The sequence below is a fragment of the Aquimarina celericrescens genome, assembly GCF_042682765.1.
GTDB lineage: Bacteria > Bacteroidota > Bacteroidia > Flavobacteriales > Flavobacteriaceae > Aquimarina > Aquimarina celericrescens.
This window is the reverse complement of record NZ_JBHUHY010000016.1, coordinates 365453-387689: the sequence shown is the minus strand read 5'-3', so window position 1 is coordinate 387689 and position 22237 is coordinate 365453. Positions and strand designations below refer to the sequence as shown.

Below are 22237 nucleotides of genomic sequence, written 5' to 3'. Positions count from 1 at the left end.
GATGGTTGGTCTTCCAGACTTGTGTGCGTTTCATATCTAAAAATACAAACAACACAAATCTTATCAAAAAAAAAAAGAAGCTGCCTTTTTAGACAGCCTCTCTTGAAAAATTTTATTTTGGGGCTCAAAATAAAATTCAGCATTAATTAATTTTCAACCATGTTGAAACTAGCAAATTGTTGCATAGCCGTTTGGGTAAGTTCTTTAGCTCTATTCACATAAAAAGTTTTTGTATCATCAAGAGATTCATTTTTCAATTCATTTTCACTTCTTAAATAATCTGCTTGTGATTCGAATGTAGACTCTTCATTGAGTACTACACTAAGTTCTTGCAATGCATTTTCCAGTTTTTTCAATGCATTTTCTGCTTTCGATTTTATTAATGTCTGCTCTTTTAGCTCAGCAGCACGTCTCGCTTCAAATTCAGCTTTCTGTCTATTCTGCTCTGCTATTTGTTGCTCTAATTCTCTTTGTTCAATTTCTAATTGGTGTCGTTTTTCTTCTAGTTCTTTTTGTTTACTAGATACTTCATGACTAATTTCTGCCATTACATTCTCCTCTTCAATTTCATTCTCCTCTTCGATCGAAACTTCTTCGTTATATGCATAATCACCAACATTAGCTTGACAAAACGTTAATTCCTCTAATAATTTAGAACCTAACTCTTTTGCGCGCTTCGCAAAAAATCTGCTTCGTTCATAAGTATCTTGTTCTAATGAACTTTGCATATCTACTTTAGCTTGATAAGCAGTCTCGTTTGCCTTTTTACAACCACATTGGTTTGCTAGATTTTCTACCTTTTCAAACGCTTCTATAGCTTTATCAGCATATTCCTGAGTGTGATATACATTATTCGATCCATGTGCTTTTTTACTGTGCGAGTACGCATAGCTGGCAGCAGTCAATGCATCGTCATACACGTTTTGAGCATTGATTTTGGGGATAAAACAAGATAAGAATAAGATAAATGCAATTTTTTTCATTCTATTGGGGCTTTTAAATCACGAAACAATAATACAATATTTTTTATGTATCATCCAAAAAAAAACGTCATTAATCGATAAAATACGTATTTTATCTTAAATTTTACGGGTAAACCTTAATTTTGGTGATAAATATCTTACTGTTTTGTAATAGAAGAACTTTATTATAACTTGAGTCTTTTGTTAAACGATATTATTGAATTAATATTTTAATATCACCTAAAAAAATAAATTTATATTTTCAAAGTATTTAATATGTAAGCTAATTATGTATATTACGTCTAAATGCCCTATGAAACGACAAATCATATCCTCTATCAATAATAATCTTAACCATGCTATCACCCTTTTAGATATGATAGATTCAAAGACTTATCAAGATGCCTCTACAGGACCCTATTATTCTAGTATAGGTTCTCATATTAGACATACTTTGGATTTTTTTGATTGTATTATTAATGGTTTAGATACTAATAATATTGATTTAACAGCACGTAAACGTGATGAGATCTTGTCTACAGATAAAGAAGCTGCAAAACATCAAATACATAATCTCCAGGAAAAGCTAGCTTCTTATGTTGATGTAAATACAGACTATCTCATCCATGTTACAGATAACATGGGACAAGGAAAAATAACTGTTAATTATACCCTTGAAAGTATTCTTGCTCATGCCAACAGCCACACTATTCATCATTATGCTACCATTGGGTATATCCTTAATAATCTTGGTATAGAAATAAAGATTCCTGGATTTGGCTTTAATCCTACGTCGCCAGTTAATAAGAGAGAAGGAATTTAAAAAATGGTTTCTAAATTGCGTGAGGTTTATTTTTTTCCAAACATCGATTCCATTATGGTTCGTATGCCTTTAAAGGCCATGAATATGGCAAATCCTGCACCTGCCAATCCCAAAAGTAGAATAGGAATATATAATGGGTGGTCTTGATTTTTGAAAGCAGAGTGAATAATCACAGGACTAATGAACATAAAAATAAGCGCGATTGCCATGCGTTGCACTCCTTTACCAAGTAATTCTTTATCGGTTCTATTTGGTTCCATAGTTGTCTATTGCATTACGAACACTGCCATACTTTTTTAACAATTCTGCAGCTTGTTCTCTATTGATATCGAGCTCCTCCATAATCATTCTCGTACCTCGATCAACTAATTTGTTATTACTAAGTTGCATATCTACCATTTTGTTACCTTTTACTCTACCCAATTGGATCATAGTGGCTGTAGAAAGCATGTTTAATACTAGTTTTTGAGCTGTTCCTGCTTTCATACGAGAACTTCCGGTAACAAACTCGGGTCCAACAGTTACTACAATAGGAAATTTTGCAGTTTTTGCCAAAGGACTTCCTTCATTGCAAGTAATACAACCTGTAATAATATTTTCTGTATTACAAATCTCTAATGCACCTATAACATAAGGAGTAGTTCCCGAAGCTGCGATGCCAATGACCACATCTTTTTCTGAAATATGGTGGTCTTTTAAATCTTTCCATCCCTGGGTGGTACTGTCTTCAGCAAATTCTACCGCTTTTCTAATTGCATGATCTCCACCAGCTATTATTCCAATTACCAAGTCATGAGAAACTCCAAAAGTTGGTGGACATTCACTGGCATCAACTATTCCTAATCGGCCACTTGTTCCCGCTCCTATATAAAAAAGCCTGCCACCATTTTTAAGCTTTTTCACGATTTCAGCTACTAAAACCTGGATCTGGGGAATAGATTTTTCGACAGCGATAGGTACTGTTTTATCTTCATTATTAATGTTGATAAGCAGCTCACTAACATTCATCTTTTCCAGATGATCATATTTTGAGGCTTGTTCTGTGGTTTTGGTAAAATTCATGCTCCAAAAATACTCATTTTTAAGGTGAAGATACTAGCTTCTGTTTTTAAATACTATCGTTCTTCTATACTAAACTCAAATCGATTGGCTTCAGAAAGATTAAAATATCCTAAAGGATAGTTGTCTTGGTCAGTAGTATTAATGATGTTGCCTCTAAGTACAGACGGTGGTGTTTGAAATGGATTTCCTCCTTCTTGATCACTTTGTTGTATAAGTAAGTCTGAATATTCAAAATAACGTTTGTCTATTCCAAGTATTTTTATGGTAACGTCTTGACCGGCGACCATATCTTCATAAAAATATGAAAAGTTAAATGCTTGTCCTTGGTAAAAACGGTCCTCACTTGGAAGGAAAAGGTTAAAGTCAAAATCAAAAAGGTAGAAATCGTCACGATTTCCGTTATCAGTAAAGAAAACGATTATTTCTGTTTCGTCTCCATCAAATAGGGTGCCGTCACCTTGTATAATATCGTCAATAGGAACGGTAGGTATAAGTTGTGCAGTAGCGATATAAGTTTCATTATCATAAACAACTGTTAGTTGATATGAAGTATCAAATTCAGGAACAAATTCCACGGTATCGGGTGTAAAAAGTCCTGGTTCTGAAGATTCAGAAAAGTTAATAATTGAATTATCATTTAAATTTGTGATAAACACTGTTGCATCACTTACTGTCGGAACTTCGTTATCAAAAAAAGGAGCTGATAAGGTAAGTTTTACTCCTCCTTCAATAGTTGTTGGATTTTCATTTCGATAATACTCAAATGATGCATCTATAACTAGTCTTGGTTCTCCTGTTGGAACATCTACTTCGATAACATCTTCACAGCTCGAAAATATTAGTGTCAGGACGAGTATATGAATTATTTTTTTCATTTTCTTAGAATTTAAAATTGTAGGTTACGGCAGGTATGATTCCAAAAATTGAGGTTCTAATAGCTTCGTTTCTAAACGTGTCTTCATTTCTTGTAAAGTTAATGGAAGCTGCATTTCTACGATTATACAGATTATAAATGCTAAATACCCATTCTCCTTGCCATTTTCGGGTTTTGTTTTTTCGCGGGGTTAAGGTAGCCGAAACATCTATTCTATGATACGCCGGTAAACGCTCGCTATTTCTTGATCCATCGAATACAGGTACTACTAGTCCTTGGTATTCAAATTGTCCAGAAGGATAATTGGTGGGTTGCCCGGTCTGAAATACAAAATTAGCACCAAATTTCCATTTTTGATTTAACTCATAAGAGCCATTAAATGATATATCATGTGTTTTGTCAAAAGGTGTATTGTACCATTCATTATTATTAATTCCTGGTTCTAGAGCTGTCCTGCCTGGCGTTCTTTGCTCAGACTTTGATAAGGTATAGGCTAGCCAACCTTTAAACTTTCCTTCGTTTTTGCGTAATAAAAATTCTAGACCATAAGCTCTAGCTTTTCCATTAAGAATATCTTGTTCGATGGCATTATTAGCAATTAAATCTGCTCCATCTATATAATCGATACGATTTTCGATATCCTTATAGAAAACTTCGGTTTCCAAAGAATATTCTCCATCATGTATACTCTTGAAATATCCAAGCGCATATTGATTAAGTAACTGTGGTTTTATGTATTTACCACTAGGGGTCCATACATCAAGTGGAGTAGGAGAATTAGTGTTTGAAAGCAGATGTAAATATTGAGCCATTCTATTATAACTTGCTTTTACCGAAGTATTATCGTTAAAAGCATACGCGAGAGCAACTCTGGGTTCTAAATTTGTAAAGGTTTCAATCTGATCGCTTCTGCTAAAAGTTTCGGTGCCAATAGGTTCTGCAGATTCATAAATCTGAAGTTCTTCATTAAATAAAAGGGGATTGTCATTTTCATAAATATTTAATTCATCTTGCCCTAGTCTTATAAAATTACTTAGTCTTAGTCCATATTGTAGCGTCAAATTATTAGAGATCTTATGCTCTGCATCGATATACGCTCCAAATTCGTTTGCATATTTGTCGATAAGTTTTTCTCGATTAATACCAGAATCTTCACTATTGGGTCTGATCTCTCCCGGGTTGAACCTATAGTAGATATTATTGATTCCGTAGTTGAGCTTAAAGTTATCACTAAGATAATGGTTCAAATCATATTTTATATTGAAATTTCTGATTCCAGAATCCCATTCAAAGCCTACAAAGTCTAGTTCCAATCCATAAAAGTAATCTGAGTATATTAGGGATAGGTTAGAGAACAGCTTATCTGAAAACAGATGATTCCATCTTAGATTTAGCACCGTATTACCGTAGGTGTTTTCAAAACTTTCGCTTATAGCAAAAACATCACGTCCAAAATATCCTGAAAGAAACAAGTTATTGTTTTCATTGAGCTTATAATTCAGTTTTGTATTTAAGTCATAAAAATAGGCTACGTTGTCGTTTCCGTCATCAACGATAGGTAGAAAAAGATGAGCGTATGAGGCTCTTCCACCGACCAAAAATGCACCTCGATTTTTTTTAAGAGGCCCTTCTGCCAATAACCTACTGGACACTGCTCCTAAGCCGCCACTCATTCTAAACTTTTTACTATTTCCTTCTTTCTGATATATATCCAATACCGAGGATACTCGACCTCCATATTTTGCTGGTATGCCACCTTTATAGAGTTTTATATCCTTTATTGCATCGGGATTAAATACAGAGAAAAATCCAAATAAGTGAGAGGAGTTAAAAATAATAGCCTCGTCTAGTAAAATTAGATTTTGATCTGCTGCACCTCCCCGAACGTTGAATCCCGATGCTCCTTCACCACCACTTGTAACGCCAGGCAAAAGAACGATCGATTTTATTACATCGGCTTCACCAAGAACGACAGGAATTTGCTTGATCGTTCCTGCAGTTAGTTTATTAAGGCTCATCTGGGGGGTTTTAATATTTAGTTTTTCTGCTTTTTCGGTTATCACTACTTCATCAAGCATTTCTGAAGCTTCAATCAATTGAAAATTCATTTTTTTATCCTCGCTCAGGTCTATTTCTTGTGTGATATCTCGAAAACCTAAATAACTTATTTGGAGCTTATAAACACCTTGTGGTAGGGTTATAGAATAAAATCCATATTCATTGGTTACTACTCCTTTTCCTATTTCAGGAAAGATTATATTGACACCGATTAGGGTTTCGTTACTGGACTGTTCAGAAACTGTTCCGCTTAGTGTAAACTTTTCTTGAGCAAAGATTGAGAATGGTATTATGAATGTGATTAATAAGCTAATGAAGGTATGCTTTTTCAAAAGGAAGATATTTTAAATTTATAATAGCTGGTATAGAATTTTATAATGCATGTTAGTCTAAATTAGATTGCAATTATTTTTTATCAAAAAATAATATACTAACTCTTAAAATCTATCTACCAATCTTATTCTACTGGCCATACATAGTAACGATCAAAACTAAGGACTATTTCAATAAGTACATGTTATTTAATTATTAAATCATGTGCGTAGAAGAATAAAAAAAACCCGTATGATCATTTCATACGGGTTTGATATTATCGATATTTTTTAATCTTATGCGTCTATGATCGCGTTTAGTGTTTCACTAGGACGCATTGCCTTTAATACTTTATTTATATCTGGCCAATAATATCCTCCCATATCTACTGGACTCCCTTGCGCATTATTTAGCTCGTCAATGATTTTGGTTTCATCATCAGCTAATTGTTTAGCAATTTCGGCAAACTCTTTTTGTAGATCAGCATCCTGAGTTTGTTCTGCAAGTGCTTGAGCCCAGTATAAAGCCAAGTAAAAATGACTTCCTCTGTTATCAAGCTCATTTACTTTTCTGGAAGGAGATTTTTTGTTATCCAGAAATTTTATTGTCGCCTGGTCCAAGGCTTCTGCCATTATTAACGCTTTGGAATTATTATTTGTTTCGCCCAGATGTTCAAGGGAAACGGCGAGTGCTAAAAACTCTCCTAAAGAATCCCAACGCAGGTGTCCTTCTTTATTAAATTGCTGAACATGTTTTGGAGCAGAACCACCGGCACCGGTTTCAAAAAGTCCACCACCATTCATTAAAGGTACAATAGAAAGCATTTTTGCACTGGTTCCTAATTCTAGAATAGGGAAGAGGTCTGTATTATAATCACGTAATACATTTCCAGTAACCGAAATAGTATCTTTTCCATCCTTAATTCTTTCTAGTGAAAAACGTGTAGCTTCTACAGGAGACATAATTCTTATATCAAGTCCACTGGTATCATGTTCTGGTAAATATGCGTTAACTTTTTTGATTAACTCGGCATCATGTGCTCTATCTTTGTCTAGCCAAAAGATAGCAGGAGTATTAGTGGCTCTTGCTCGATTTACTGCAAGTTTTACCCAATCTTTGATTGGGGCGTCTTTGGTCTGGCACATTCTCCAGATATCGCCTTCTTCTACATTATGTTCTATTAATATGTTTCCAGTAGTATCGGTAACACGAACAATTCCATCACTTTTTATCTCAAAAGTTTTATCATGCGATCCGTATTCTTCGGCTTTTTGAGCCATTAAGCCAACATTAGGTACTGTACCCATTGTAGTAGGATCAAAAGCACCATGTTCTTTACAGAAATCTATAGTTTCTTGATAAATACCAGCATAACTGCTATCTGGAATAACAGCCTTGGTGTCCTGTGTATTTCCGTCTGCATCCCACATCTGACCAGAATTTCTAATCATAGCAGGCATTGAAGCATCAATAATAATATCACTGGGTACATGAAGATTTGTAATCCCTAGGTCAGAATTGACCATTGCTAATTTAGGCCCATTCTCATAACACGTCTGTATATCAGCTTCTATTTCTTTCCTTTTCGCTTCAGGTAGTTTCTTAAGTTTATTGATAAGATCTCCGAAACCATTATTAATTTCTACACCAATTTCTTCTAAGACCGTTGCATGTTTTTCAAAAACATCTTTAAAAAAAACTTCTACAGCATGTCCAAATATAATAGGATCAGAAACTTTCATCATTGTTGCTTTCATATGTAATGAAAACAGCACATCTTTTGCCTTGGCATCGGCAACTTGTTCCTCCAGAAAAGAGATAAGTGCCTTTTTGCTCATTATGGTAGCATCGATAACCTCTCCTTTAAGTAATGCTATTTTTTCTTTTAGTATTGTTGTGTTTCCATTATTATCGATGAACTCAATTCTAATATCTCCAGCTTCAGATACTGTTACTGATTTTTCGTTTGAGCGAAAATCTCCATTCGACATCGTAGCAACATGAGTTTTAGAATTTGAACTCCAAGCTCCCATTGAATGAGGATTTTTTCTGGCATATTCCTTTACCGGTTTAGGAGCTCTACGATCAGAATTACCTTCTCTCAAAACAGGATTTACGGCGCTACCTTTAATCTTATCGTATCTGTTTTTGATTTCTTTTTCAGCATCATTTTTTGGTTCTTCGGGATAATTTGGTAAATCAAATCCCTGAAGTTGTAATTCTGCGATTGCAGCTTTTAACTGAGGTATAGAAGCACTTATATTTGGAAGTTTAATAATGTTTGCCTCTGGTTTTTGTGCAAGCTCACCAAGTTCTGCAAGAGCATCAGATTGTTTTTGTTTGTCTGTTAGTTTCTCAGGAAAATTAGCGAGAATTCGAGCGGCAAGTGAAATATCTTTTGTTTCGATAGTGATATTTGCAGCTTTTGTAAATTTTCTAACCAGGGGTAAAAAAGAGTAGGTGGCTAAAGCAGGTGCTTCATCGGTTCTTGTGTAAACAATTTTTGAGGTATTAACTCCCATATTTCTTGTTTTTTATAGAGGTATCTAGATTTTTTTACGACTTAGGATTTTGATACCTAATACATTATTCTATTTTTTATGGAAATGATTAGTCGCTTAATTTTTCTAAGACAAACAATACCGTTGGTATTTTTACTATGTCGTTACATATTGACAATTTGCCATAGAATTTTCCGTGCGCGAAGATACAAATCTAGTAATGTAAATGCAACCTATGTGTTGTTAGTTTTGAGTTAAAGGAATGTAATTGGAATTTCTTAAAATAAAGAAGGAAATAAATAATGGATGAATAATTTTTAACTTGATTTTCATTAAATTCATAAAAATAAAAAGCCATATCAAGAATATAAGAATATTTTGATATGGCTTCATTGAAAATAATAATCTACCATGTTAGCTGTTTTACCCGCTATAAAATAAAAACTTTCGTTTTTTATACCATACAATCGTTATTTCCAATTTTGAGTAGATTTAAATTTTTCAAATGATAATTTGATTAATTTATACACTACTCTTACGACTAATAGAGGTGTCTGAATTTATATAAATTACGATTGCAATTCTTCAGTTTTTCACTTACATAGTCTGATGCCATCTAAAATTAAAAAGGTGTCAAAACTTAATTTTTTCTTTTGAATTTCATTTTGAAATTATTTCAAAGTAAAGCCCTTAAATTGATTTCAAGGATGTACTCAAAAAAATAACTTTCGTTTTATATTTATTTTAATTTCAAATTGGTCTTTTAATTGTTCAAAGAACGTATTGTGTGTATTACAAAGTTTAGGAATCCTTTTGTCATCTCTTGAAACTTGTAATTTTGTTATTTAAAGATAATAAAAATTGATTAGTTGAACAATACTTGTTACTGTATTAGTTATCAACGTTTTATGAACTTATGTTATGAACTTTTGTTCATAAAAAAAGGTTGCATTTTTGCAACCTTTTACCTTGTATAAGAAATAAAAATTAACTTCTTTTTTCTTTTATACGTGCTTTCTTACCAGTAAGTCCTCTAAAATAGAATATACGTGCTCTACGTACTTTACCTCTTTTGTTTACTTCAATTTTTTGAAGAGCAGGTAAGTTTAAAGGGAAAATACGTTCTACACCAATTGTTCCAGACATTTTTCTAATGGTAAAAGTCTCTGTAGCACCAGAACCTCTTCTCTGGATTACAACTCCTCTAAAGAACTGTGTACGTGTTTTGCTTCCTTCTTTAATTTCATAATACACAGTGATTGTATCACCGGCTGAAAATTCAGGAATTTCTTTTTTTGTCACAAATTCGTCTTGTACGAATTTTACTAAATCTTCCATTTTATATAGTTTCTTTGGTTTTGTTAAAGCAACATTCACGGTTTTCGCCAGAGGTTGTTCTAATCAGGGTGCAAAAATAATGATTATTTGATTACATGCAAGCGTTTTACAAATGAATTTTAATTGCTTTAATCGTCTAATAGGTCCGGTCTTCTTTCTTGGGTTCTCCTATAGGCTTGTTCTTCTCTCCAGGTTTCAATTTTTGGGAAATTCCCAGAAGTCAGTACTTCGGGAACTTTCCAGCCCTTATAGTCTGCCGGTCTAGTATATATTGGTGGGGCTAATAGGTTATCTTGAAATGAATCAGTTAGTGCAGAGGTTTCGTTTCCTAAAACTCCCGGGATTAATCTTATGACTGCGTCACATAGAATTAAGGCTCCTAGCTCGCCACCAGATAAGACATAATCGCCCACAGATATTTCTTTGGTTATAAAGTGATCTCTCACGCGTTGGTCTACACCTTTATAATGACCGCAAAGGATTATTAAATTACCTTTTAATGATAATTGATTTGCAATACCCTGGTTTAGTGTTTCTCCGTCTGGGGTCATGTATATAACTTCATCATAATCTCTTTCTGATTTTAACTTAGAAATACATTTATCTATGGGTTCTATCATCATCACCATACCAGCACCACCACCAAATTGATAATCGTCGACCTGTTTATAGTTGTCTGTAGTATAATCACGTAAATTATGCAAGTGTACTTCTACTAATCCTTTTTCTATAGATCGCTTCATAATAGAAGCTTCAAAAGGACTTTTAAGTATATCAGGTACAACAGTAATAATATCTATTCGCATCTCATTCAAATTCGCTGTAAAGAGTGCAAAGATGCAAAAGAATCTATTAAAAATCTAAAAAATGAGGTTACTTGGCTCCAGCCTTGCGTTGTTTGTTTATTTCGTCTTGCAGTTTACGCATCACCTTTTGTTCGCGTTCAAGTGATCTTCTTCTGTGATCTTCAAATTCCTCTTCTGTCTCAGCCAAAGCTTTTTTGGCCTGTATGGTTATAGTATTACTATTTTTGAATTTATAAATAAAAAATCCCAAAAGTGCGAGAAGCGCTCCTACGATAACCCACATAATGGTTTTGTAGCTTGATTTAGAAACTGAAGCTCCGAAAAAACTCATACTGTCTTTTTCCTGAGTCACCAAAGCTAAATCTCCGTTTGTTTTAGCTAGTGATTCTTCTAGACCAGTTATAGTGGTTTGTTGATCAGCAATTTGCTTATTGGTAGTGGTTAGTTTGGCTTCCAGCGTCTTTAATGAATCCGTTACATTGGCCTTAAGTTTGTTTATCCATACTTGTTTAATGACCTTGTATTCCTGATATCTTCCAGATTTTTTAATTACAATATTAAATTGATCTTCTATCTTTTCTTGTTTTAACGCTTGCTCAACAGATACGCTTTCTTGTCCATATATTCCTGCAGAAAAAGATAATAGTGCGATTAAAACTAATAGATACTGTGGTAATTTCATGTGATTATTCTTCTTATTTTAATGGTTGTATGTTGTTCATACCTACTAAAAGGTAATCCCTCTGACAATCAAAACAGTGAGTTTTAGTATTACTGTGTGATTTGTATTCTTCTAAGACTTCTTTTATTTGTATGGGACTAATTTCTTCTGTAACGACAATAAATGTACGATATTGTGGATAATTAAAAAGTTTTTTTTGAGAGAATTTAAGGGAAGGTGAAAATGTTGTTAATTTATTGAAAATTAACACTTTGAATAAAGGAGATAAAAAAAGCCGCTATCAATAGCGGCTTTACAGATTTTTACAAATTTTTCTATTAATAATATGTGAATCGTCTTACTTTGGCAATGTATTTTGATAATCGTATTACCTGGTGGCTATATCCATACTCATTATCATACCATACATACAAAATAGCATTGTGTCCACTGGCATCAACAATCGTCGCGTTACTATCATATATTGATGGGGCAGAAGATCCTACTATATCACTCGACACCAACTCGTTATCAAGAGAATACTTGATTTGTTCTACCAGGTTTCCTTCTAAAGCGTATTTTTTTATTATTGCATTCATACTTTCTTTAGAGGTTTTCTTTTCTAAATTAAGATTTAGGATTGCCAATGAGCCGTTTGGAACTGGAACTCGAATTGCATTTGAAGTTAATTTTCCTTCAAAGCTTGGTAATGCTTTAGAAACTGCCTTACCGGCACCAGTTTCTGTAATCACCATATTAAGCGCAGCAGCACGACCTCTACGGTATTTTTTATGCATATTGTCTACCAGATTCTGATCATTGGTATAAGCATGGATAGTTTCAAGATGACCATTGACTACACCAAAACTATCATCAACAGCCTGTAAAATAGGTGTAATGGCATTGGTTGTACAAGATGCAGCAGAGAAAATGTCTACTTTATCAGGATCATATTTTTTGTGATTTACCCCATGTACGATATTAGGAACTCCTTTTCCGGGCGCTGTAAGTAGAACTTTATCTACGCCTTTGGCTTTTAAGTGTCTTCCCAAAGCTTCTTTGTCCCTAAAAGCACCGGTATTGTCAATAACAAGTGCATCTATGATTCCGTAAGCAGTGTAATCTATATCTTCTGGATTATTAGCATTTATAATATTTACAGTGGTACCATTAATGATAAGAGCATTGTTTGCTATATCTGTTTCTACAGTTCCTGCAAAATCTCCATGAACAGAATCATTTCTTAATAATGAAGCTCTTTTCTCCAGAACTTCTTCGGTTACTTCTCCTCGAGTAACAATGGCCCTAAGTCTTAACTGACTGCCTTTTCCTGTAATGGTCATGAGCTCTCTGGCAACAAGACGGCCAATTCTTCCAAATCCGTAAAGAACTACATTTTTAGGCGAAATGGGTTTTACCTTTTTTGCATCTTTAAGTTTATCCTGAACAAAGCGATTTATAGAACCATATTCATCATTTGACAAATGATATTCGTACGTAAGTTTACCTATATCTAGTTTTGACGGTGGTAAATCCATCAATTTTATTGCCTGTGCAATTTCAGCAGAGTCAAAAATTGATATTGGTTTTTGTACAAATTCGCCAGCGTACTCATGTAGATTTATAATCTCACTTACATTTTTATCAATCAACTGATTTCTGAAAAGTACCAACTCGATAGAGTTATCGTACCATAAATCGCTTACAGTTTTAATAAATGCTACCGTTGCGCGGCGTCTATCTGCTTGAAAAGCGAGTTCTTTTTCATAAACTTCGTTAGAGCTCATAATTTTGTTGTGTTTTTTACAGTCTTGAAATTTCGTGCAAAAGTATATATTTCAAACGTTTTCGTGAAACCTTTTTTCATAAAAAAATCCCATCACTCTACTAAAGCAATGGGATATACTGTTTTTTTATGGTTTGCTGCTTAATTATTGAAAGACAAATTCTCGTTTATCACCATCTCTGTCGATCAAGCTTATAGTAATATCTTCATTTGGATACTTACTTTCGATAATTTCCTTAACTTCTAAGACACTTTTTACTTTTTTTCCATCAATTTCACTAATAATAAGACCTTCTAGATTATATCTTTTCATTCTCGAGCTCAGTGCTTTGCTAATTACAACTCCATGATCTAGATTAAATTTCTTCAAATATCCTTTAGGAGGGTTAACTACTTCAACGCCAACATCATTTAGATTATAGTTTTGGATTTCATATTTAGTCAAAGTAACGGGTAAAACAAGTTCTTGATTTTTTCTTAATACTCTCACATTGATTACGTCATTTGGTCTTTTACTATTTACATAACCCGTAAGATCGGCAAACTTTCTGATAGGTAAACCATCAATTTCCTTAATAACATCACCCTCTTTTAATCCAGCTTTTTTAGCTCCGCTATCTTCAGCAACAGAAGCAACAAAGACTCCTTGTGATGTTGAGATATCGTATTCTTCGACCGCTTTAGGGTTTATGGTTCCTCCTGTAATACCAATGATACCTCTTTGCACATCCCCAAATTCAATAATATCATCTATTATTTTTTTGGCATTATTGGAAGGCACAGCAAATGCGTATCCTACATAACTTCCAGTCTGGGAAGTAATCGCGGTATTGATACCAATCAATTCGCCCTTTACATTTACCAGTGCACCACCACTGTTTCCCGGATTTATAGCCGCATCGGTCTGAATAAACGATTGAACATTATTATCATATTCATTTAAATCTCTTGATTTTGCGCTGATAATACCTGCTGTTACTGTTGATGTCAAATTAAAGGGGTTTCCTACTGCCAACACCCATTCTCCAATTTTGGCCGAGTTAGAATCTCCAAATGGAATATACGATAGCTTTTGATCAGCCTCTATTTTTATTAACGCAATATCAGATTGTGGTGCGGTACCCACTACTTTGGCTTTGTAGGACTTGTTGTTGTTTAAAGTAACTTCAAGATCTGTTGCTCCATCGATTACATGATTATTGGTTACAATATAGCCATCTTCAGTTATAATTACTCCAGAACCTGCTCCTTGGATTCTTCGTTCTTGAGATCCTCCATTTCTAAAAAATTCCATTAAATTTCTGGGAGCACGAGTAACTCCGTATTGCTTAACATGTACTACTGCATTAACGGTTTTTTCTGCGGCTATCGTAAAATCGATACTCGCTGCCGAAGCAGTTGTACCGGCTGTGGTATTTAAAGATGCATAATTTACCGGAATCGTGCTTGTTTTAGCTTCACTTTCATGTATAACCACAGTTTCGGGTTCAATAAATAATTTATATGCGCCTAATGTCATAACTCCTGCCAGGATCGCTACGACTAATAAACCTAAAAATCTTTTCATCATCTTTTCTTTTTTTTGTTTAATTTAATTAGTTCTATATAAATAGACTGTACATTACATTTAAAATTACAATTATAGTATACTTTTTTTAAGATATTTAACTCACAATTAACAACGTTTTTATGTCTGCATTCTTTGTACCTTTGTCTTTGTAATTAAATAATAATGACGCTTACTTTTTATAAATATCAGGGTACAGGTAATGATTTTGTGATCATTGATAATCGAGAATCTATTGTATCCAAAAATAATACCAAACTGTTTGCCAGACTTTGTGACAGAAAATTTGGCATAGGTGCAGATGGTTTAATGTTGTTAGAATTGCCTGAAGATGACAAAGATGATTTTACCATGGTATATTTTAACGCCGACGGAAACGAAAGTTCTATGTGTGGTAATGGAGGGCGATGTTTGGTTGCTTTTGCAGCTTTTCTAGGGGTTATAGAGAATAAGGCTATTTTTACGGCAATAGATGGTAAACATCATGCCGAAATTAAAGATGGATTGGTATATCTACAAATGCAAAATGTTTCAGAAATAGAAAAGTACGATTCTCATTTGTTTTTAGATACGGGATCACCTCATCATGTTACCATGGTAGAAGGGTTGGCAAGTTTTGATGTAGAAAATATAGGCAGAGAAATAAGAAATGGTGCTCCTTATTTTGATTTGGGAAGTAATGTGAACTTTGTGGAAAAAAGAAATGGAAACTCTTTTGCGGTACGAACTTATGAAAGAGGAGTAGAAGATGAAACCTTGTCTTGTGGAACAGGAGTTACAGCGGTAGCTCTATCTATGCATGCTATGCAATTAACCGATAAAGAGCAGGTTTGTATACAAACACCAGGAGGAGAGCTTAAAGTGACCTTTACAAAAGGTGAAAATGGATACGAAAATATTTTTTTAATAGGTCCTGCAGAACAGGTTTTTAAAGGAGAGATCAAATGTTAACTTTAAAAGGAAAAAATATCTTCCTGAGAGCTCTTGAACCAGAAGACTTAGATTTTGTTTATGTCATAGAAAATGATGAACAAATTTGGGAGATGAGTTCAACACATACACCATATTCTCGTTTTTTGATTAAACAATACTTAGAAAATGCCCATCAGGATATTTATGAGGTAAAACAATTGCGACTGGTTATTTGTACTAATGATGAGGCATCCATAGGGCTTATTGATTTATTTGATTATGATCCAACACATAATAGAGCAGGGGTTGGCATTGTTATCGCTGAAAAAGAAAACAGAGGTAAGGGTTATGGTGCAGAGGCTTTAGATTTAGTCATGAAATATGGATTTACACATCTTCGGCTACATCAGTTATATGCTAATATATCTGAGGATAATTTCACAAGTATCAAATTGTTTGAAAATTGTGGTTTTAATAAAGTGGGAATAAAAAAGGAATGGAATTTAATCAATAACTCGTATAAAGACGAGCTTTTATATCAACGAATATATGTACATTAAAAAAATACTATTAGGAATTGCTTTATTAGGCCTAGTTGCAGGAGGAATTTTTGCTTACTATGTGTATCAGGCCATTTTTTCACCAAATACTAGTTTCGAAACTGAAACGGCAACTGTATATATTCCTACCGATGCCACATATACAGAACTTATAGAAGAGATTAGTCCTTTGGTTGAGGATATTTACAGTTTTGATCGAATTGCAAGAAGAAAAGGATATATCAATAATATAAAAGCAGGGCGCTACATCTTAAAAAAAGGACTTAATAATAATGATATGATTGGTGTTTTACGTAGTAAAAATACTCCTATTGATGTTAGTTTTAATAATCAAGAGAGACTTGAAAATCTTGCCGGAAGAATTGCAAGCCAGATCGAGGCCGATAGTATTTCTTTGGTGAAGTCGTTTAGAGATTCTACTTTTCTTAAAAATAAAGGTTTTTCTGAAGAAACTGCTCTTTCTATGTATATCCCAAACAAATATGAATTTTTCTGGAACACCTCTGCAGGCCAGTTTAGAGATAGAATGTTTAAGGAGTACAATCGTTTTTGGAATGATAAACGTACTGCAAAAGCGAAAGAAATAGGGTTAACTCCAAATCAGGTGATAACTTTGGCATCTATAGTGCAAAAAGAAACATCCAAGGTTGATGAACGGCCTCGGGTTGCGGGTGTCTATATGAATAGATATACCAATGGCTGGAAATTGGATGCAGACCCAACAGTAATATATGCAATAAAAAAACATCATAAGGACTGGGATACGATTATCAAACGTGTTTTATATAAAGATTTAGAATTAGATAGTCCTTATAACACATATAAATATGCCGAATTACCACCTGGTCCAATTACAATGCCAGACATATCTTCTATTGATGCGGTACTGAATTATGAAAAACATGATTATTACTTCTTTGTTGCTAATGTAGAGAATATGGGATATCATAAATTCGCGAAGACGATTAGTCAGCATAATCAGAATAAAAAACAATACGTAAATTGGATTAATAAACAAGGAATAAAGAGATAATATTTGAGAGTTAATTTTGTAGGAAAAAAATAGATTTTTTTTGTAAAAGACTCAAAATTGAATCTAAGTTATTAACAAATTTATCATTTTTTTGTGAACTACTCCCTAATTGATACAATCAGTTTTTTTCGGTTAAAATACACAATCTGACGTTTAAGTGTCTTTTTTTTTGGTTTTTTTAAGATTTTTGGGGCTTTTTCCCCTTCTTTTTTTGTGTAAATAACTGTTTTTCAACATTATAATTATTTTAACACATCTTTCTAATTTGTTTTAAAAAAAACCGTATATTTGCACGGCAAAAATTTAAGTAGATGGGACCATTTTTTTAGTGGCTACTTAGAAATTTTTTATATGATAAAGAGGATAGCAGGATTATCTATTTTACTTACAATTGGGGGAATACTTTTGCTAAGTTTTACAACGAAAGAAAAGACTGATTTTAGTTCATACAGTACTGCAGGTTTAGACTTATATTATGTCGCTCCTAATTTTAATGAAATAGAAGATAGTGACGACTTTATCTCTCCTGAGTTAGGGAAGTCGTATTTAGGATTTAAAGAAGCTGTTGCTTTTAAAGAGTCTAGAGGCGATTATGGAGTGGTAAATCAATTTGGTTACATGGGAAAGTACCAATTTGGAAAAGGAACTCTGGATTTAATTGGTATTAGAGGAATAAGCAAAAACGACTTTCTTAATAATCCTGCGCTTCAAGAAAAAGCATTTTATGCATACCTTTCTAGAAATAAATGGGTTTTACGAAGAGACTTAAAATGGTTTGTTGGTAGAACAATGAATGGGGTAGAGGTAACAGAATCTGGTGTTCTTGCTGCTGCACATCTAGCAGGGCCAAATGCGGTTAAAAGATATTTACGTAGTGGGGGTGTTGATGGGTTTGCTGATGCATTTGGTACCACTATCCGATATTATATGAAGAGGTTTGGAGGGTATGACACTTCTTTTGTGCTGCCTAACAGAAAGGCAAAAGCACAGCTAGAGCTTTAGTTTTTATCAATCTCTTTGGATTATGTATATGGTTGGTCTTTTATGAAGATCAAGTTCTTCTTTCTTCCATTCTTCAACAGTTTTTGTGGCAATAAATTCTGTAGTTAATGTAATATCACACGCTATACATAAACGTGTGTTTGCGTGTAGTATGGACTTCAAATCAGCGAACATTTTGTCATTTCTATAGGGAGTTTCAATAAAGATCTGAGCTTGGTTTTTTTCTAAAGAAGTTCGTTCTAAATGTTTTATAGTAGATTTTCTTTCATTTTTGTCAATAGGAAGATATCCATTAAATGTAAAGTTTTGACCATTCATTCCGCTACTCATCATAGCTAATAGGATAGATGATGGACCTACCAATGGGACGACCTGTATCCCTTTTTCGTGTGCAATTTTTATAACTTCTGCTCCGGGATCTGCAATACCTGGACAACCTGCATCAGATAATAAGCCAATAGATTCTCCATTAAGACATGGGGTTAAGTAACCGGGTATCTCTGATACGTCTGTATATTTATTTACTGTATGAATAACTAAGGAGCGCTGTGATTTACTGGGACTTACCTTTTTAATAAATCTACGAGCGGGTTTTTCATTTTCTACAATGTAGTGATTCACCTGTTCTAATACCTTTTTTATAGATATCGGAAGTACTTCTAACGGGACGTCATCACCTAATCTGGTAGGGATTAAATATAATTTTCCTTTGGGATCTAGGGGTTTAAGCTCCATATAGGGTGTATTTGATACTAGTTTGGTTAAGTTTTTCTATTAATTCTTTGCTTACTTGCTAAAATATAGCTTGTATATGTAAATTTAAATATACAAAAACTTTAAGTCTGAAAAAGTTAATACGATCTCTCAAGATTATAAACGATAAGATCACAAGCTTTATTGAGCATTTGATAAACATCTTCAAAACCTTGTGCTCCTCCATAATAAGGATCTGGAACATCTAGGCCGCTATCCGGGTGAAGTTCTTCGAGAATTAGCTTTACTTTATTTTTTTCAAGATCACTGCTGGCAAGCTTTAGAATGTTTTGATAATTAGAATTATCCATAGCATAGATATAATCGTATTTCTTGAAATGACTGGTAGTAAATTGCGCTGCCCTTTGGTCTGTAATATCGATTCCATGTTTGTTGGCGATGTCAATTGATCTTTTATCTGGTTTGCTACCAATGTGATAACTGCTTGTACCACAAGATTCCACTATATATTTGTTAGGATCTAATTTAGATTTTAGAATTCCTTCTGCCAATGGAGATCTACAGATATTGCCAAGGCATACCATTAAGATGTTAATTTTCATTTTTGGTAAAGGATTTTACTTGGCTTTTACAGCGTGAGTTTCTTGCCTAAGTCTTCTACATATTTTCTAAACTGCTTATCTGTAGAAGATAGGTTGTCTACAGTTTTACAGGCATGAAGAACAGTGGCATGATCTCTTTTTCCGATCTGTGTTCCGATACTGGCTAATGATGCCTTTGTAAGCTTTTTTGCAAAAAACATAGCCAGTTGACGAGCTTGAACGATATGGCGTTTACGTGTCTTCGACTGTAGTGTTTCAACATCCATTTGAAAATAGTCGCTTACTACTTTTTGAATATAGTCGATTGAAACTTCACGTTTTGTATTCTTTACATAGTTGTCAACTATTGCTTTTGCAAGATCAATAGTGATATCTTTTTTGTTGAAGGATGAATGTGCGATTAAGGATATAATTGCTCCTTCAAGTTCACGAATATTTGTTTTGATGTTATTCGCGAGAAATTCTACTATTTCCTCTGGCATTTCAACACCATCACGATACAGTTTGTTTCTAATAATAGAAACTCTTGTTTCAAAATCGGGCTGGTGTAGCTCTGCAGATAATCCCCACTTAAAGCGAGAAAGCAATCGCTGTTCGATATCCTGCATATCCACAGGAGCCTTGTCACTGGTTAAAATAACCTGCTTTCCGTTTTGGTGTAAATGGTTGAATATATGAAAGAATACATCTTGAGTCCCGGCTTTACCAGATAATAGTTGTATGTCGTCTACAATTAATACATCTATAATTTGATAAAAATGGATAAAATCGTTTCTATTATTCTTTTTTACAGATTCTATATATTGCTGAGTGAATTTTTCTGCAGAAATATACAGCACTGTTTTTTCAGGATAATTATCTTTTATGTTCACCCCAATTGCATGGGCCAGATGTGTTTTACCAAGTCCGACTCCTCCAAAAATAAGTAATGGATTAAACGATGTTCCCCCTGGTTTATTGGCAACAGCCATTCCAGCAGAACGAGCTAATCTATTTGAGTCTCCTTCTAAAAAATTTTCAAAATTATAACTGGGATTGAGCTGGGATTCTATTTTAACATTCCTTATTCCAGGAATAACGAATGGATTTTTTAACTCTGGATTTTTACTTTTAATAGGTACATCTACCTCTTGAGAGTTAACTGCAGTACGATTAGCACTAGGAATCTTCTCAGTAAACGGTTTTTTATTGCCGTATGTATTTTCCATTTTAATAACATAAACCAACTTTGCGGTTTCTCCTAACTCGCGAGTAAGAGACACCTTGAGTAGATTCACATAATGCTCTTCCAGCCATTCATAAAAGAACTTACTGGGTACTTGGATACTAAGCGCGCCATCTGTAAGTTTTACAGCTTTGATTGGTTCGAACCAAGTTTTAAAAGCTTGTGGTGTAATGTTATCTTCTATAAAAGATAAACAATTATCCCAAACTGATTGCGCAGTTACATTCATTCGAGTGGTTAGATTTACTTTTTTGTTAAGTTACTAAAAAGAAATTGTGAAAAACTCCTTACTGTTTTTGCATGACAAATATGTGAACAAAAAATGTAAAAAAAAAACGTTTTAGGTGTTGAATTTTAATTATTTTTTTTGCATAATTTGATAGTACTACTTTTAACAACGTTAATAATCTTTCAATTAAATACATGTCAATCACTTCAGAAACTAAATTAAAAGTACGGTATTCCGAAACTGATCAAATGGGTATCGTTCATCACGGAAACTACGCACAATACTTAGAATTGGCCCGAATTGACTGGTTATCCCGTTTGGGAATTTCTTATAAATCAATGGAAGAAAATGGTATTATGCTTCCTGTGTTTACTTTAGACCTTAAATTTAAGAAATCTGCCTTCTTTGATGATGAATTGACTGTTAAAACTTTGATGAAGAAAATTCCTACAGTCAAAATTATTTTCGACTACGAAATTTTCAATAGTAATCAAGAATTATTAACAGTTGCTTCTACAACACTGGTCTTTGTTGATAGTAAAACAAGAAAACCTATCGCATGCCCTTCTTATTTACTTGAAAAAATAAAAAACTATTAACGCTCTAGTTTTTTAATTTTCACTTGATACAACGGGGAAAAAACTTCTTTTATTTTGTTTGAAACCTGTTTTCTTACCGAAATGTAAATTTTACAATCTAATCCAAGTTCTTGCTTTGTGATATTTAGGTTGTTTTCTTTTATAATACGCATCACTTTATTCATGTCCTTATATTCGAAAGAGATGAGATAATCGAGATTAATCGTTTTTTGTATAATTTTAGATGCCTCAAGCGCCATTTGAGCCGTAGTTCTATATGCATTGATTAATCCGCCAACACCTAGTTTAATACCTCCAAAATAGCGAACAATAACTATTAAGATGTTAGTTATTTCAAAAGATTGTATTTGACCATAGATAGGTTGTCCTGCAGAATTCGATGGTTCTCCGTCATCATTAATTCGATATCTAATGTTTTCTGTCCCTATTTGCCAGGCATAGCACCAATGTCTTGCAGAATGGTGTTGTTTTTTGAGATTTTCAATGATATTTTTTACGTCTTCTTCAGAAGAAACAGGAAAAGTATATCCAAAAAATTTACTGTTTCGGTCTTTGAAAAGGACTTCTTCTCCTTTGGTTTGAATTGTTTTGTATGTATCTTTTATTTCCAA

Annotated in this window: 21 protein-coding genes; 6 read left to right on the top strand and 15 right to left on the bottom strand. The window is 33.7% G+C overall.

Annotated features, from left to right (window positions below):
* Positions 1-146 precede the first annotated feature (146 nt).
* Positions 147-983, bottom strand: a complete 837-nt coding sequence (locus ACFSJT_RS16735; protein ID WP_378321485.1) for a hypothetical protein — start codon at positions 981-983, stop codon at positions 147-149.
* Between the two features lie 292 nt (positions 984-1275).
* Here ACFSJT_RS16735 and ACFSJT_RS16730 point away from each other — a divergent pair, with 292 nt between their 5' ends.
* Complete coding sequence (locus ACFSJT_RS16730) at positions 1276-1785, top strand: DinB family protein (protein ID WP_378321484.1); 510 nt, start codon at positions 1276-1278, stop codon at positions 1783-1785.
* Between the two features lie 26 nt (positions 1786-1811).
* On the opposite strand, the gene ACFSJT_RS16725 is transcribed toward ACFSJT_RS16730, so the two are convergent.
* The 10 genes from ACFSJT_RS16725 to ACFSJT_RS16680 all read right to left on the bottom strand — a co-directional run bounded on the left by ACFSJT_RS16725 (position 1812) and on the right by ACFSJT_RS16680 (position 14753).
* Positions 1812-2045, bottom strand: coding sequence for a DUF6095 family protein (locus ACFSJT_RS16725; RefSeq protein ID WP_378321483.1), 234 nt, complete (start codon positions 2043-2045; stop codon positions 1812-1814).
* A complete protein-coding gene (gene murQ / locus ACFSJT_RS16720) occupies positions 2032-2847 on the bottom strand; it encodes an N-acetylmuramic acid 6-phosphate etherase (protein WP_378321482.1) in 816 nt (271 codons plus the stop codon). The genes ACFSJT_RS16725 and murQ overlap by 14 nt, the downstream gene beginning before the upstream one ends.
* Before the next feature lie 53 nt (positions 2848-2900).
* On the bottom strand, positions 2901-3722 hold the full coding sequence (locus ACFSJT_RS16715) for a DUF4249 family protein (RefSeq protein ID WP_378321481.1): 822 nt from the start codon (positions 3720-3722) through the stop codon (positions 2901-2903).
* Positions 3723-3726: 4 nt separating this feature from the next.
* Positions 3727-6111, bottom strand: a complete 2385-nt coding sequence (locus ACFSJT_RS16710; protein ID WP_378321480.1) for a TonB-dependent receptor — start codon at positions 6109-6111, stop codon at positions 3727-3729.
* Between the two features lie 276 nt (positions 6112-6387).
* A complete protein-coding gene (locus ACFSJT_RS16705) occupies positions 6388-8613 on the bottom strand; it encodes an NADP-dependent isocitrate dehydrogenase (RefSeq protein WP_378321479.1) in 2226 nt (741 codons plus the stop codon).
* 966 nt (positions 8614-9579) lie between these two features.
* A complete protein-coding gene (rplS, locus tag ACFSJT_RS16700; RefSeq protein ID WP_378321478.1) occupies positions 9580-9930 on the bottom strand; it encodes a 50S ribosomal protein L19 in 351 nt (116 codons plus the stop codon).
* 128 nt (positions 9931-10058) lie between these two features.
* Positions 10059-10736, bottom strand: coding sequence for a tRNA (guanosine(37)-N1)-methyltransferase TrmD (trmD, locus tag ACFSJT_RS16695; protein WP_378321477.1), 678 nt, complete (start codon positions 10734-10736; stop codon positions 10059-10061).
* A 67-nt stretch (positions 10737-10803) separates the two neighbouring features.
* Positions 10804-11418: a tRNA (guanine-N1)-methyltransferase gene (locus ACFSJT_RS16690; protein WP_378321476.1), complete on the bottom strand. Its 615-nt coding sequence runs from the start codon at positions 11416-11418 to the stop codon at positions 10804-10806.
* A 317-nt stretch (positions 11419-11735) separates the two neighbouring features.
* Positions 11736-13184, bottom strand: coding sequence for a glyceraldehyde-3-phosphate dehydrogenase (locus ACFSJT_RS16685; RefSeq protein ID WP_378321475.1), 1449 nt, complete (start codon positions 13182-13184; stop codon positions 11736-11738).
* A gap of 144 nt (positions 13185-13328) precedes the next feature.
* Positions 13329-14753: a trypsin-like peptidase domain-containing protein gene (locus ACFSJT_RS16680; protein WP_378321474.1), complete on the bottom strand. Its 1425-nt coding sequence runs from the start codon at positions 14751-14753 to the stop codon at positions 13329-13331.
* A 162-nt stretch (positions 14754-14915) separates the two neighbouring features.
* Between ACFSJT_RS16680 and dapF the strand changes: the two genes are divergently transcribed.
* The 4 genes from dapF (at position 14916) to ACFSJT_RS16660 (ending at position 18257) form a co-directional block, all read left to right on the top strand.
* Entirely contained in the window at positions 14916-15701 is a 786-nt protein-coding gene (dapF, locus tag ACFSJT_RS16675; RefSeq protein ID WP_378321473.1) for a diaminopimelate epimerase, read from the top strand.
* Entirely contained in the window at positions 15695-16222 is a 528-nt protein-coding gene (locus ACFSJT_RS16670; protein WP_378321472.1) for a GNAT family N-acetyltransferase, read from the top strand. The genes dapF and ACFSJT_RS16670 overlap by 7 nt, the downstream gene beginning before the upstream one ends.
* Positions 16212-17255 (top strand): endolytic transglycosylase MltG, encoded by a 1044-nt coding sequence (gene mltG, locus ACFSJT_RS16665; RefSeq protein WP_378321471.1) that lies wholly within the window; start codon positions 16212-16214, stop codon positions 17253-17255. Before ACFSJT_RS16670 ends, mltG begins: the two co-directional genes overlap by 11 nt.
* A gap of 351 nt (positions 17256-17606) precedes the next feature.
* On the top strand, positions 17607-18257 hold the full coding sequence (locus ACFSJT_RS16660; RefSeq protein ID WP_378321470.1) for a peptidoglycan-binding protein LysM: 651 nt from the start codon (positions 17607-17609) through the stop codon (positions 18255-18257).
* 6 nt (positions 18258-18263) lie between these two features.
* Here ACFSJT_RS16660 and ACFSJT_RS16655 read toward each other — a convergent pair whose 3' ends face one another.
* The 3 genes from ACFSJT_RS16655 to dnaA all read right to left on the bottom strand — a co-directional run bounded on the left by ACFSJT_RS16655 (position 18264) and on the right by dnaA (position 21027).
* On the bottom strand, positions 18264-18992 hold the full coding sequence (locus ACFSJT_RS16655) for an SAM-dependent methyltransferase (protein ID WP_378321469.1): 729 nt from the start codon (positions 18990-18992) through the stop codon (positions 18264-18266).
* A 116-nt stretch (positions 18993-19108) separates the two neighbouring features.
* On the bottom strand, positions 19109-19573 hold the full coding sequence (locus ACFSJT_RS16650) for a low molecular weight protein-tyrosine-phosphatase (RefSeq protein WP_378321468.1): 465 nt from the start codon (positions 19571-19573) through the stop codon (positions 19109-19111).
* Between the two features lie 26 nt (positions 19574-19599).
* Positions 19600-21027: a chromosomal replication initiator protein DnaA gene (dnaA, locus tag ACFSJT_RS16645; RefSeq protein ID WP_378321467.1), complete on the bottom strand. Its 1428-nt coding sequence runs from the start codon at positions 21025-21027 to the stop codon at positions 19600-19602.
* Between the two features lie 194 nt (positions 21028-21221).
* Here dnaA and ACFSJT_RS16640 point away from each other — a divergent pair, with 194 nt between their 5' ends.
* Positions 21222-21626, top strand: coding sequence for an acyl-CoA thioesterase (locus ACFSJT_RS16640; RefSeq protein ID WP_378321466.1), 405 nt, complete (start codon positions 21222-21224; stop codon positions 21624-21626).
* Here ACFSJT_RS16640 and ACFSJT_RS16635 read toward each other — a convergent pair.
* Entirely contained in the window at positions 21623-22237 is a 615-nt protein-coding gene (locus tag ACFSJT_RS16635; protein WP_378321465.1) for an IMPACT family protein, read from the bottom strand. The two genes, ACFSJT_RS16640 and ACFSJT_RS16635, sit on opposite strands and share 4 nt — an antisense overlap.

Coding starts and splice junctions, on each gene's coding strand:
- ACFSJT_RS16735 (WP_378321485.1), bottom strand. CDS start 983: ATGAAAAAAATTGCATTTATCTTATTCTTATCTTGTTTTATCCCCAAA.
- ACFSJT_RS16730 (WP_378321484.1), top strand. CDS start 1,276: ATGAAACGACAAATCATATCCTCTATCAATAATAATCTTAACCATGCT.
- ACFSJT_RS16725 (WP_378321483.1), bottom strand. CDS start 2,045: ATGGAACCAAATAGAACCGATAAAGAATTACTTGGTAAAGGAGTGCAA.
- murQ (WP_378321482.1), bottom strand. CDS start 2,847: ATGAATTTTACCAAAACCACAGAACAAGCCTCAAAATATGATCATCTG.
- ACFSJT_RS16715 (WP_378321481.1), bottom strand. CDS start 3,722: ATGAAAAAAATAATTCATATACTCGTCCTGACACTAATATTTTCGAGC.
- ACFSJT_RS16705 (WP_378321479.1), bottom strand. CDS start 8,613: ATGGGAGTTAATACCTCAAAAATTGTTTACACAAGAACCGATGAAGCA.
- rplS (WP_378321478.1), bottom strand. CDS start 9,930: ATGGAAGATTTAGTAAAATTCGTACAAGACGAATTTGTGACAAAAAAA.
- trmD (WP_378321477.1), bottom strand. CDS start 10,736: ATGCGAATAGATATTATTACTGTTGTACCTGATATACTTAAAAGTCCT.
- ACFSJT_RS16690 (WP_378321476.1), bottom strand. CDS start 11,418: ATGAAATTACCACAGTATCTATTAGTTTTAATCGCACTATTATCTTTT.
- ACFSJT_RS16685 (WP_378321475.1), bottom strand. CDS start 13,184: ATGAGCTCTAACGAAGTTTATGAAAAAGAACTCGCTTTTCAAGCAGAT.
- ACFSJT_RS16680 (WP_378321474.1), bottom strand. CDS start 14,753: ATGATGAAAAGATTTTTAGGTTTATTAGTCGTAGCGATCCTGGCAGGA.
- dapF (WP_378321473.1), top strand. CDS start 14,916: ATGACGCTTACTTTTTATAAATATCAGGGTACAGGTAATGATTTTGTG.
- ACFSJT_RS16670 (WP_378321472.1), top strand. CDS start 15,695: ATGTTAACTTTAAAAGGAAAAAATATCTTCCTGAGAGCTCTTGAACCA.
- mltG (WP_378321471.1), top strand. CDS start 16,212: ATGTACATTAAAAAAATACTATTAGGAATTGCTTTATTAGGCCTAGTT.
- ACFSJT_RS16660 (WP_378321470.1), top strand. CDS start 17,607: ATGATAAAGAGGATAGCAGGATTATCTATTTTACTTACAATTGGGGGA.
- ACFSJT_RS16655 (WP_378321469.1), bottom strand. CDS start 18,992: ATGGAGCTTAAACCCCTAGATCCCAAAGGAAAATTATATTTAATCCCT.
- ACFSJT_RS16650 (WP_378321468.1), bottom strand. CDS start 19,573: ATGAAAATTAACATCTTAATGGTATGCCTTGGCAATATCTGTAGATCT.
- dnaA (WP_378321467.1), bottom strand. CDS start 21,027: ATGAATGTAACTGCGCAATCAGTTTGGGATAATTGTTTATCTTTTATA.
- ACFSJT_RS16640 (WP_378321466.1), top strand. CDS start 21,222: ATGTCAATCACTTCAGAAACTAAATTAAAAGTACGGTATTCCGAAACT.